Consider the following 13,051-nt stretch of genomic DNA (forward strand, 5'->3'; position numbering starts at 1 on the left):
AGACAGAAACCTAACAAATATCATATAAAAAGGTTATGTTGTAGGTATTTGCAACAGTATAGCATTCATTTATTTTCCTATTTTTGTGAGAAACGAAAAAATTCCTTTTTACTATGTTGAAGAAAACGCTCTTACTGACCGGCCTTCTTTGGCTGGCCCTGCAGGTTCGCGTAGCTGATGCCTGCACCAACTTTTTAATCACCAAAGGTGCAACTGTTGACGGCTCAACCATGATTACCTATGCAGCTGATTCACATACGCTATACGGAGAAATGTATTTCTGGCCGGCAGCCGATCATAAGCCGGGTGAAATGGTCGATGTCACGGAATGGGACACTGGCAAATTTCTGGGTACAATTCCACAGATTCCGCACACCTACCAGGTAACCGGAAACATGAACGAACACCAGGTAGCCATTGGAGAAACCACTTTTGGAGGCCGTGAAGAGTTACAGCGCCAACCCGGCGCCATTGTCGATTATGGCAGTCTGATTTACCTGGCCCTCCAACGCGCCAAAACTGCGCGCGAAGCCATTAAGGTAATGACCGACCTGGTTGCTAAATACGGGTATGCCAGCGAAGGTGAATCATTCTCGATTGCCGATCCGGATGAAGTATGGATTCTGGAAATGATTGGTAAAGGCGAAGCGGGAAAAGGTGCCGTTTGGGTAGCCCGCCGCATTCCTGACGGTTACATTTCAGGACATGCCAACCAGGCCCGTATTACTACCTTCCCGTTAAACGAACCGGACAATTGCCTCTATTCAAGCGATGTTATCTCATTCGCCCGTGAAAAAGGATGGTTCGATGGAAAAAATAAAGACTTTAGCTTTGCAGGAACTTACGCTCCGGTCAATTTCGAAGGCGCCCGTTTCTGCGATGCACGCGTTTGGGCAGGTTTCCGTAAGGTAACCAGTAACATGGACCAGTATCAGGACTATGCCATCGGTAAAATCAAAAAAGGAGCCAATGGCTATGCAACCAACCGGATTCCGCTTTGGGTAAAACCCGATACACTGTTAAGTGTTAAAGATGTGATGGGCATGATGCGCGACCACTTCGAAGGAACTGCCCTGGACATGACCAAAGATCCAGGTGCCGGTCCGTTTAAACTCCCTTATCGCTGGCGTCCGCTAACCTGGAAAGCTGACTCGACGACTTACGTCAACGAGCGTGCTATCTCCACCCAACAAACCGGTTTCTCCTTCATCGCTCAAATGCGCTCCGACTACCCCGATCCAATTGGTGGAATTATGTGGTTTGGCGTAGATGATACCTATTCGACCTGCTATATGCCGGTCTACTGCGGTATTCAGAAAGTACCGGAACCGATTCGTGTTGGCAACGGCGATATGCTCACCTGGTCAGACAACTCTGCCTTTTGGATATTCAACACCGTATCGAACCTTGCTTACCTGCGCTACGACTACATGATTGAAGACATCCAAAAGGTACAGAGTGAGCTTGAAACCAAATTCGTTGAGTTTACACCAGCTGTTGATGAAGCTGCCATGGATTTATGGAACAAAGGCCAGCACAATATGGCCCGTAAATTCCTGACAGAATATTCCGACAAACAGGTTAACCTCACGGTAAACCGTTGGAAACAACTGGAACATTACCTCATTATCAAGTACAAGGATGGCAATATCATGAAGGAAAAAGACGGTAAGTTCGAACGCAACGAGAGCGGTAAACTTCCGGCCATGCCCGATCAGCCCGGTTACCCGGAATGGTGGTACCGCAATGTGGCCAAACAAACGGGCGACCATTTAAAAGAAAAATAAACAAACTGCAAGAGTAGATTTTATGAGTTATTATTTTCTGATTCAGAAAAAAATCCATACTTTTGCCGCGAAATTTCCGTACGTAATCTCTGGCAGACGACCTGTTAATATTGCGTTCGTCAAATACTTAAAATAAATACGATGGATCTCATTAAAGTAGCAGAAAACGCATTTTTAGGAGAACAGAAAGAACTTCCTAAGTTCGGGCCCGGCGATACCATCACGGTTCACTACAAAATCCGTGAGGGTAACAAAGAGAGAGTTCAGAACTACCGTGGTACGGTTCTTCAGATCAACGGTTCTGGTTTGACCAAAACCTTTACTGTTCGCAAAATGTCGGGTAACGTAGGCGTGGAAAGAATTTTCCCGGCTAACTCTCCTTTCATCGACCGGATTGATGTCAACAGGAGAGGTAGTGTACGTCGTGCCCGCTTGTTTTACCTGCGTAGCCGGACTGGTAAAAAAGCCCGGATCAAAGAGAAAAGATTCTAAGATTACTGGTGTTATTAAAAAGGCTTCTCTTTCGGGAAGCCTTTTTTTTACAGAAATAATTTATTGAATTACGATTGTTAAGCCAATGGCCAACTTTTATAAAAGTCTTATATAAACAAGATTCCATCAGCTCATAGCGGCTAAAATGTTTAAGAAAAGGATCAGATTTTATCGTGTTAAATACTGGTTAAAATATCTACTTTTACTCCCAAAATTAACATAGAGACTTATGGCATTCCTACCGAAAGAGCAGGTCTTTTCGCTGCGCTGGTTTATCGACTACATGTACATCATTGTCGGCTCTTTTATTTTGGCCGTTGGTTTTGTCTATTTCATCTCTCCCCACAAGATTGTGCCGGGCGGAGTGTATGGTATCGCCATTATTGTGCACTACCTCACACACGGGATTTTCTCATTCTGGCCTGAAGGAATCCCGATAGGTCTTTTCGGATTAATCCTGAATATACCGCTTACCTATGCCGGGATAAGAATACTGGGCCCTCGTTTTGGCGTAAAAACAATTGTGGGATTTATCCTGTCATCCGTTTTCATGGATGGTATCACCTACCTCCGTGTCGATGGCGATGCCCCGTTGGTTCACGATGTGTTACTCTCCTGTATTTTTGGCGGGGTACTCATCGGATTTGGATTGGGCTTGATTTTTAAGTCAAAAGCCACCTCAGGCGGATCCGATATCATTGCCATGATCATCGCCAAGTACACCAACATGCCACTCGGGCAACTGATGATTTATGTCGACTCGACCATTGTCCTGATGGCGTTGCTTGCTTTTAAAGACTGGCAGATTCCGCTTTACAGCTGGCTGGTGATTTACATAACCGGTAAAGCCATCGACCAGACCATGGCAGGCGCCAATTACAATAAGGCGCTTATCATCGTTTCCGATAAACATGACGAGATAAAAGATAAAATATTGGTCAATCTGGAACGTGGCGGGACATATCTTAAGGGTGTTGGCATGTACACCAACGACGAGAAAAACATCATCTTCACAGTGGTAAGCCGTCGTGAAGTAGCCATCCTCGAAGAGCACATCAACATGATGGATCCGGATGCCTTCATTACAATTATGGATGCCAGTGAAATCCTCGGAGAAGGTTTCCGTTCCCTGCGCACGAAAATGAGCGACAAGTAATATCTTCAGTGTAACAACAGGTGCCAGACCGGTGTTTTAATTATTGCCGGCCTGTGGAACCAGGCACCGTACCCAATCCACCTCAAAGTAATGTGGCAGATTCTGGTGGTGCACTTCTTCGTGCACACTCGAAAGCAAGTTCAAAAACATGTCATCGAACGAAGCATCCACGCGGGTATGATGAACCACTGTACCATTGATTTTCCAGGTCAGCGCCTGCCCGTCCCACTCGAGTCGATACACATGAAATTTCTTAAAGTTCAGTCCGGTGATGGTTTGATGTTGCCAAACCGGTTCCCCTTTCAGTTCGCGAATGACCCCCATGCTTACCTCATTTTTGCCGCTGCGCAAAATATCAATCTGCGGTAAGGCTCCGTTTCCTTTTAAAGAAAAAGCCGAGACAATCTCAGCACACGGGTTCACGCGTATCTTCGCCTCAATGATGCCTTGTGCCATCCGGAAGCTATTTCCGGTATTCAACATCGACGAAGTATAATCAAATTTAGCAGGAATCAAGCCAAGTAGCGGATTCCATCTCATCCCTTCAGTCGGTTCCTTTCGGGTCACAATCGACAAAATGCCACCGTGGACCTGCAGGTTCTCTTCGCCATTCAGGCATTGCAACTCGTTAGCCTGAGAATAGTTGTTCCCGAAAACATCTTTACCAGGAAAAATACCAGAATTCCAGCGCTCGTAATTGATCCCGTCACGGGCAAACTCGTCATCAAAGGCAACTTTCCATTTATCGAAGAAATTAAGCTCTTTGGCTGTATGCAACTCAAAATACTTCTTAATGGCTGTACTATTCTCCAGTTTACTAAACTCTTGCTCCAACTTAAAGTCTTCCGATTTTTCGTAGCGTTTTTTATCCTTCAGAAAAGCAACACGCTCCCGGAATCCTTCGTCCTTCACCAAATCTTCCAGCTCATTCAACCGCTCCAGCTCTTTCGAATCGTGTACCCGTTGGTAATTGAGGTATTCGTCCGATTTACTGAATTTATGGAAAAACCTGATATCCGGATCTTTACTCAGCTTATCATATTCAGCCACCAAACGATAGTCATCGGTAGTCTGGTAACGTTTTCTGTTTTTCAAAAATTTCTCTCTTTCCAGGAATTCATCCGACTGAACTTCACCGCGCAGCTCTTCGAATCGCTTGGTCAGGTTCTGTTTTTCAACCACTTTCAGGTTACTGTAACCTTTCGACTGAAGGAACTTTTCGTAGCGCTTCAATTCATCCTTACCCGACGGTTCCTCCCCGCTCTCCTCCACTTTCATGTGCAAACGATAATTGTCAGAAGCAAGCGTATTATAATACCGTTTCAGCCGTTTATCGTTCTTTAGCGACTCAAATTCTTTCCGTTTCACAGCTTCAGGAGATCCATTGTAATGAAGTTTCTCCATGTCCTTCCTGCGTTTCGCGAACTCAGGCGTTGTCACAATTTTGTCGAGTTCATTAAGCCGGGCAAGCTTGTCTCCTTTTCCAATATTCCTGAAACGGGCCAGTTTTTCAGAACTCAATGTTTTGAAATACTGTTTCATCGATTTGGAACGGTTCAGGTGTTCCATCTCACTGAGCATCTTCTGCTCATAACTCCCTTCAAACTTCAGTTGGGCCAGCTCCTTTTTCCGGGCCCTGAACTCGGCAGATTTCAGTTCAGCGTCCAACTCCCGATAACGGGCCAGTTCGTCCGATTGCTCCAATTCCTGCAGCTCATCGCGCATGCCCAGCAACTTATTCCACTTTGCATCAATTTTTGCTGTCCCAGGAATAAGTCCCAGCTGATATTTCAAACTAAAACCTGACATATTTTATACTGATTTCGAGCGTGTAACCGGAAAATCCGGCATCCTAAATTCGTTTATGTTGTCAAATAGCTAACGGGAAAACAATCCAAATATTTCGTTTCGGGGCCACAATTTAGAACTTCCCTCTGATTTAAAAAGCTAATTTTGCTTAATTTTAAAAGGAAACCGAACAGCCATGGCAACACTTCTTCCCGAAAATTTCACCCAACGTATGCAAGCACAGTTGGGGAACGAATTCGAAGCATTTCAACAATCGCTTTCGGAAGCAGCCGTTAGTTCGGTTCGGGTTAACGCAACTAAGTTTTCTGGTTCCTTTAACGGGAATCAGGTCACTTGGTGCAAAACCGGTTTCTACCTCGACAAGCGGCCGTCCTATACACTCGACCCGTTTCTGCATGCCGGCGTTTATTACGTGCAGGAAGCCAGTTCCATGTTTCTCGAACAGGCTTTTCGCCAGATGCCAAATGAACCAATAAAGGTGCTCGATTTGTGTGGCTCGCCCGGAGGTAAATCCACGCACATCGCCTCTCTCCTGCCGGAAAATAGTTTGTTGGTATCCAACGAAGTCATTCGCAGCCGGGCAGTTATTCTTTCGGAAAATCTGAAGAAATGGGGAAACCCGAATGTGGTAGTCACCAATAATGACCCGAAGGATTTTGCAGCCTTTAAAGGCCTTTTCGATGTGCTGGTGGTGGATGCGCCTTGTTCCGGCGAAGGCCTCTTCCGGCGCGATGAAAATGCCATTGCCGAATGGTCGCCCGAGAACACACAACTTTGTGCCCAACGTCAACAACGCATCCTGGCCAACGTTTGGCCGGCATTGAAGCCCGGAGGGGTGCTCATTTACAGTACCTGCACCTATAATCCGGGAGAGAATGAGGAAAACCTGAAATGGCTCAACGAATTTGCCGAAGTGGAAAACATTTCCCTACCGGTGAAAGAGGAATGGGGCATTACCCAAACCGAGGCCGCCCGCCTGTCGGGATACCGCTTCTATCCGCACAAAACCAAAGGCGAGGGTTTTTTCATGGCGGTTGTCCGTAAACTTGACGGAGAAACCGCACGTATGCCCAAGAAAATAAAGGGTGCAGCTTTTACTACTGCTTCGCGCAACGAGAAGGCGCTGATTGAAGGTTGGCTAGCCAACGATGACCTTGAACTCCTCAACCTGAACGGGACGCTGCTCTCCTTTCCCGGTAGGTATACCGCCGAATTAACCTGGCTGCAACAAAGTTTGCGCATTGTGCATGCCGGTATTAAAACCGGTGAATTGAAACAAAAAGAAGTGATACCAGCGCATGAACTGGCGCTCTCTCCCATCATCAACCGGGGCAAGTTCCCGGAAATCGGACTATCACTGGAAGAATCCGTCCGTTTCCTCCACCGCGACGATATCCGTCCCAAAGCTAAAGAACGTGGCTGGCACCTGCTCACCTACCGGGATGTGCCGATAGGATGGGTCAAAAACCTCGGCAACCGGTTCAACAGTGCCTATCCCAAAGAGTGGCGTATCCGGATGGACATTACAGAATACCTGGCCGGCAAGCTGGAAGCGGAAAAAGCAAAATTTCCGTTAGGGTAGACAATAAAAACAAGACGCCAGACAATAGCACCGGGATGCTGATTTTATGACAAGGAAAACCACCGTCGAAAGAATATTACCTGCCAACCTCGATGAGACAACATTGGGAAATGAACTCCGTATTAGAGGGTTCAAAATCCTCAAAACAGATGGTAAAATGGTCTATTTGCTAACGGAACGTACAATATGGCTACCGGGACAGCCAGTTATACGGTCAAAGCACTACCCACTTTCATCGCGAAAACGAACTCACTCCATAAGTCAGCGAGTCAAAACTCATTGCACCTGTTTGCCACATTTTTTGGAATATTGCTGCTCTTCTTAGCCGTCTCCTCATTTTGGATGTTCAAACCCAAAGCAAAAGTTTCAAGAGAGGAATGATAGTCGCTGGTTCTGGAGTGGTAATTGCGATTGTCCTGTTATTTATCTAGTATTCACGTCACATCTATCAGCTATTCAGGTTAGGAAAATGTAAAAACCAGGTTTAATTTCCTTTCCTTAATCTGTCATGTTTCAATTTCAGAACCTTTTTAAACATAAGATAGTCAACCAGATTCATCGGGGTAATATTTCAAAAATCAATGCCGCCGTACTGATTTAAATTTCATAAATTTGATTGAGAGACCTGCTAAGGCGTTAACCAAATAAATTGCTAACGATGAAACATTCTCATTCTAATGCCACCTCCATGAGCCGCCGGTTCTTTTTGCAATCCACTTCAGTATTGGCGGCATTATCATTTATTCCCAACAGCTTAAAAGCTTTTTACGAGGACCTCAAAGAGAAGCTTTTTGTCAAAAAGCAGATGATTCCCATCAAGCTGGAAATCAACCAGGAGCAGTATTCGCTGACCGTTGACAGCCGGGCAACACTACTGGATGTACTGAGGGAAGAACTGAATCTGACCGGCAGCAAAAAAGGCTGCGACCACGGTCAATGTGGTGCCTGTACCGTTCATCTGAATGGTGAACGCGCCCTGAGTTGTTTGACCCTGGCTGTCATGGCCCGGGGGAAAGCAATCACCACCATCGAAGGACTGGCCGACGGAGATCAGCTGCACCCAATGCAGGAAGCTTTTATTGAACAAGATGGCTTCCAGTGTGGCTATTGCACCTCCGGGCAAATCATGTCAGCGGTAGCCTGTGTCAACGAAGGACACACCAGGTCCGTAGAGGAAATCAAAGAATACATGAGCGGTAACCTCTGCCGGTGTGGCGCTTACAACGGCATCACAGAAGCCATCCGGCAAGTAGCCAAATGAAACGTCCATGAAAAAATAACCAGATGAAACCTTTCGAATATACGAAACCCAAAACAGTCCGGGAAGCTTTATCATCGGCAAACAGTCATTCGCAATACATTGCTGGCGGTACGAACCTGGTGGACCTAATGAAGAAACAAATCGATGAGCCGGATAAGTTGCTCGACATTACTGACACCTTGCCCAACACCATCGAAGTAAAAGACAACGGAGTTGTCATCGGGGCAATGGTACGAAATACAGCCATCGCTGTAAACAAAGCCATCATGGAAAGCTGGCCGTTACTCTCCAAAGCCATTTTGAAGGGAGCCTCTCCCCAGATTCGCAACATGGCCTCGGCAGGAGGAAACCTGTTACAACGCACCCGCTGTCCGTACTTTTACGACCTGACACTTCCGTGCAACAAGCGAAAGAATGGCTCCGGCTGCGGTGCCATAAAAGGTAACAACCGGATGGGCGCCATCATTGGCTATTCCGATGCCTGTGTAGCCGTGTACCCGTCGGACATGTGTGTGGCACTCGCCGCGCTGGATGCCAAAGTCAATATCCGGAAAGCTGATGGTTCAGAAGATACAATGAACTTCCTGGATTTTCACCGGTTGCCCGGAAATAATCCAGAGAAGGATAACAACCTTCCGGAAAATGCTTTGATTACATCCATTTTCGTCCCAAAAAATAATTTCAGTAAACACTTCGAATACCTGAAACTGCGTGACCGCGAATCATATGCTTTTGCCTTGGTTTCGGTAGCAGCAGCGTTGGATTTGGACGGGAATCAAATCAGGGAAGCCCGGTTAGCTTCCGGCGGCGTAGCGCATAAACCCTGGCGCTGGACCAAAGCAGAAAACTTCCTAAAGGGAAAACAGGCAACGTCCGAAAACTTTGCCGAAGCAGCAAAAATTGCTGCCGAAGATACCTCTCCACTATCGGATAATGCCTTCAAAGTTCCGTTACTGAAAGGCGCGATAGAAACCGCATTACTCACTTGTCTCACAAATAAAGCATAAGGTTATGAGCTACTTTTTTGACTCGAAGAACACGGAACAAATGCCGAAAGGCCGTGTGGAAGGGATAGCGAAGGTAACCGGCAAGGCAAAATATTCAGCAGAATATGAAATTTCCAACGTGGCTTACGGAGTGGTGGTCGGAAGTACCATTGCCTCCGGAAGAATCCTGAAGATGCAGGTTGAAGAAGCGATGAAGGCCCCCGGCGTCATTGATATTCTTTCGCACGAAAATAAACCTTATGTATCCGGTTTCTCCGGTATGAAAGAGATGCCGGACAATCGCTTCGGATTACCCATATTTTATACCGACAAGATTTATTACAACGACCAGCCCATTGCGATGGTAGTAGCAGAAACAATCGAGGATGCCATGTTTGCAGCGCCGTTGGTCAAAGCTGAATACGAGGAAGCAATACCGGAAACAGATTTTGCAAAGAAAACCAGGGAGGTTCCGCTAAAAGAGACTGAAAATGACCGGGGCAGTGTTGGAGCATGGGAAGATGCACCGCACCAGGTAGATCAGGAATATACCATTGCGATGGAAGTTCACAATCCAATGGAAATGCACGCCACCATTGCGCAGTGGAAATCGAACGATAAACTGCTATTGTACGACAAAAACCAGGGCGTGAACCGGGTGCAATCGGTCATCAGCAGTTTGTTCGACATTCCGACAGACAACATTCATGTGATCAGCGAATTTGTCGGAGGCGGCTTTGGCAGCGGCTTACGGGTATGGCCGCATACCATCGCTGCAGTAATGGCAGCCCAACAGGTCAAGCGTCCGGTGAAAGTGGTGCTCACGCGTCCGCAGATGTTTACCATGGTAGGCTACCGGCCTGAATCGTGGCAACGGGTGAAACTGGGAGCCGATAAAGACGGTAATTTTAAGGGAATCATCCACCAGGCAAAAAACGACAGCTCTAAAATCCAGGGTTTCTCCGATGGCATTACACGCGTTACCCGCAAAATCTACGGGTTTAAAAATGTCAAAACAGAGGAAGCCATCGTCGGCCTCAACGTCCCCATGCCAACATGGAACCGCGGTCCTGGTGATACGACCGGCTGTTTTGGTGTGGAAAGCGCCATCGATGAATTGTGCCACGAGCTCAAACTGGACCCGGTGGAGGTTCGCCTGAAAAATATCGCTCCCTATGAAATGGAAACCGGCTTGCCATGGTCGACCAATTACCTGAATGAGTGCCTGGAAAAAGGCGCAGAGCTGATTGGCTGGAAAAACCGCAACCCTGTTCCCGGTTCACTGAAAGAAGGCGGCTACAAAATCGGCTACGGCGTTGCCGTGGGGATGTGGAGCTCGGGCCGTTCCTACACCGGAGCCTCCATCGACATGAAAAAAGACGGAGTAATTACGGTCCGCACAGCGATGACCGACATCGGGACAGGAACAGGAACCGGTATGCAAAACGTTGCCCATACGGTTACCGGTATTCCCAAAAATAAAATCAAAATCGAACTGGGAAACTCCGACTTTCCCAAAGCTCCCAGTCAGGGCGGCAGCCGGGGTATGGCTTCGGTCAGTAGTGCAGTTTATGCCGCTAGTCTGGCCCTGAAACGAAAACTGGCCGGTTACGCCTGGCCCGAGAAAGATGCCAACGCCTTGAATGTGGATAATATCTCACTATCCGACAATGGCATTATCTATCAGGGCAACCAGGATACTTTTGTTTCTTATGCCGATATTTTTGGCAAGAACAATCTCAATGACCTCAAGGTAGAGGAATTTGCCGGGCCGGGTGAAGAGCGCAAAAAGTACGGCTTCTGCTCTTCTGCCGCGCATTTCTATAAAGTGAAAGTGCACGAGAGAACTGGTAAAATCAAAGTCGACCGGATGGTGATTGTTGTTGATGCCGGACGGATCATCAATCCGAAGGCAGCCGCTAACCAGGTCATTGGTGCCGGAGCCGGAGGCATTGGCATGGGATTGCTGGAAGAACAACTAATTGATTTCAAAACCGGGCGGTTAATTGGTAACGATTTGGCGGGTTATCACTTTGCCGTCAATGCCGATGTGCCGCTCATCGAAGTTTCGTTTATCGGCAAGCCCGACCCAAACATCAATCCATCCGGAGCGAAAGGCCTGGGCGAAGTAGGTATCATCGGGGCCGCACCGGCGATTGCCAACGCCGTTTTCAACGCCACCGGGAAACGGGTACGCGATTTACCCATCACGGTCGAGCGGTTTTTCAATGCATAACTAGATTTGAACTGATAAAGAGGCCGGCCAGGAATTGTCGGCCTTTTTCTTTGAAAGTCAGTTAAAATACCATTGAGATAATAATGAAGAATGCGCTACTGAGAAGATTTACCACAAGGAGCACAAAGAATGGAACATTACGCAAACAAAACAACAGCCTGGAGGGCCGATTCCGGGCAACCATTACCTTTAAAATAACCGGTGACCCGGAAAACATCCGGATAGCCCCGTTACTTTTTTTCCCGTTGATTGAAAACAGTATTTAAACACGGCATCAAAGGTGCCACCAGCCAATCGTTTATTTTCATCAAGCTACAAATGACTGATGAGTTCGTAACTTTAACCGTTGAGAATAACAAGGGCATTACCGACGATGTGGAGAAAAAGGAATACAAAGGAATTGGACTGGCCAATGTGCGGAAACGGCTCGAAATGACCTATCCCGGTAACCATCAGGTGAAAATTACCGACCAGCTCATCCCGGTAGAGCCAACTACAAAGACGACTTACTGAAAAGGCTGAGTGGGAAATAAGCGCGTCCCACCTGAACTCCGTCCTTCAGTTTTTAATGAAAAAATTGCTAATTTGAGCCAAAATCAAACTAACAAGACGAAGATGAACCAGAAGAATCACAACAAAGGAATCAAACGCCGCGACTTTTTGAAGACCAGCGCTGCGTTTGCCGGAACAGCCATGTTCATGGGAATGGGAACATCAAAATTATTCGGCGCAAGCGGCCCGACAGGAACCTCCATTGAAAATGTCACGCTGAACAATGGTGTGAAAATGCCCATTCTCGGATTTGGAACCTACGGATTAAATGGTGAGGTGTGCCAACAATCCGTTGCCGATGCGATTTCGCTCGGCTACCGTTTGCTCGATACAGCAACCGTTTACCGGAACGAAGAGTTCGTGGGCGCCGGCATCAAACAAAGCGGCATTAAACGGGAAGAACTGTTCATTACCTCCAAAGTGTGGGTCGATGATTCGGGTTATGAAAAGGCGAAATTAGCCTTTGAAACCTCGCTCGAAAAACTGGGAACCGACTATTTGGATCTCTATCTCATTCACCGGCCACGGGGCGATGTAAAAGGTTCGTGGAAGGCAATGGAAGAGCTGTATAAGGAAGGCAAAATCAGGGCCATCGGGGTGAGTAATTTCGAACCGCAACAACTGGATGATTTGATGGCCAGTTTCGACGTCACGCCGGCGGTTAATCAAATCGAATCGCATGCCTTCTTCCAGCAGAACAAAGCCCATGCCTATATGAAACCACACAAGATACAAATGGAAGCCTGGGCTCCTCTGGCCGAAGGCCGCAACGGACTCTTCACCAATGAAACACTGGCGGCTATTGGCAAAAAGTACAACAAAAGCAATGCGCAGATAAGTTTACGTTGGCATTACCAACGGGGCATCATCGCCATTCCGCGCTCGTCGCAGAATGCACACAGGATAGAAAACCTCAACATTTTCGATTTTGAGTTGACGGAATCCGATATGCGGACCATTGCCGCACTCGACCTGAACAAAACGCAATTCCCGGAGTGGAGCTAAAAAAATAGAATTCGATAAACCGTTGTGTGAAACGACTCTTAATCAAGAAAAATCATGAAGGCCTTGAGTTTCACACAACGGGTTTTCAACGAAATAATAAGCTGAAAAAAGCACATGAACTTACCTCCCCAAAAAAGCCACAGTAATCGGTTGAACTGTGCCCGGCAAAAAATCATGTGTAACAG

Annotated in this window: 10 protein-coding genes; 9 read left to right on the forward strand and 1 reads right to left on the reverse strand. The window is 47.0% G+C overall.

What is annotated here, in order from left to right; all coding sequences use genetic code 11:
* Positions 1-113 precede the first annotated feature (113 nt).
* From GJU82_RS07505 to GJU82_RS07515, 3 genes are all read left to right on the forward strand, one after another.
* Complete coding sequence (locus GJU82_RS07505) at positions 114-1,787, forward strand: dipeptidase (RefSeq protein WP_153631589.1); 1,674 nt, start codon at positions 114-116, stop codon at positions 1,785-1,787.
* A gap of 141 nt (positions 1,788-1,928) precedes the next feature.
* The gene (gene rplS, locus GJU82_RS07510) at positions 1,929-2,279 is read left to right on the forward strand and encodes a 50S ribosomal protein L19 (RefSeq protein WP_153631590.1); all 351 of its coding nucleotides are present in this window, start codon (positions 1,929-1,931) and stop codon (positions 2,277-2,279) included.
* 229 nt (positions 2,280-2,508) lie between these two features.
* Positions 2,509-3,435 carry a YitT family protein gene (locus GJU82_RS07515; protein ID WP_153631591.1) on the forward strand — a complete coding sequence of 309 codons (927 nt, stop codon included), beginning with the start codon at positions 2,509-2,511 and terminating at the stop codon, positions 3,433-3,435.
* 36 nt (positions 3,436-3,471) lie between these two features.
* On the opposite strand, the gene GJU82_RS07520 is transcribed toward GJU82_RS07515, so the two are convergent.
* A complete protein-coding gene (locus GJU82_RS07520; protein WP_153631592.1) occupies positions 3,472-5,244 on the reverse strand; it encodes a family 16 glycosylhydrolase in 1,773 nt (590 codons plus the stop codon).
* Between the two features lie 175 nt (positions 5,245-5,419).
* On the opposite strand from GJU82_RS07520, the gene GJU82_RS07525 reads away from it, so the two are divergent.
* The 6 genes from GJU82_RS07525 (at position 5,420) to GJU82_RS07550 (ending at position 12,866) form a co-directional block, all read left to right on the forward strand.
* A complete protein-coding gene (locus GJU82_RS07525) occupies positions 5,420-6,826 on the forward strand; it encodes an rRNA methyltransferase (RefSeq protein ID WP_153631593.1) in 1,407 nt (468 codons plus the stop codon).
* 658 nt (positions 6,827-7,484) lie between these two features.
* Complete coding sequence (locus GJU82_RS07530; protein ID WP_153631594.1) at positions 7,485-8,087, forward strand: (2Fe-2S)-binding protein; 603 nt, start codon at positions 7,485-7,487, stop codon at positions 8,085-8,087.
* Between the two features lie 23 nt (positions 8,088-8,110).
* Positions 8,111-9,094 (forward strand): xanthine dehydrogenase family protein subunit M, encoded by a 984-nt coding sequence (locus tag GJU82_RS07535; protein WP_153631595.1) that lies wholly within the window; start codon positions 8,111-8,113, stop codon positions 9,092-9,094.
* A gap of 4 nt (positions 9,095-9,098) precedes the next feature.
* Complete coding sequence (locus GJU82_RS07540; protein WP_228488612.1) at positions 9,099-11,309, forward strand: xanthine dehydrogenase family protein molybdopterin-binding subunit; 2,211 nt, start codon at positions 9,099-9,101, stop codon at positions 11,307-11,309.
* Between the two features lie 249 nt (positions 11,310-11,558).
* Entirely contained in the window at positions 11,559-11,822 is a 264-nt protein-coding gene (locus GJU82_RS07545) for a GHKL domain-containing protein (protein WP_153631596.1), read from the forward strand.
* A 102-nt stretch (positions 11,823-11,924) separates the two neighbouring features.
* A complete protein-coding gene (locus GJU82_RS07550) occupies positions 11,925-12,866 on the forward strand; it encodes an aldo/keto reductase (protein ID WP_194830998.1) in 942 nt (313 codons plus the stop codon).
* The last annotated feature ends 185 nt before the right edge of the window (positions 12,867-13,051 follow it).

The sequence above is a fragment of the Prolixibacter sp. SD074 genome (genome assembly GCF_009617895.1).
In the GTDB taxonomy this organism is placed as follows: Bacteria; Bacteroidota; Bacteroidia; order Bacteroidales; family Prolixibacteraceae; genus Prolixibacter.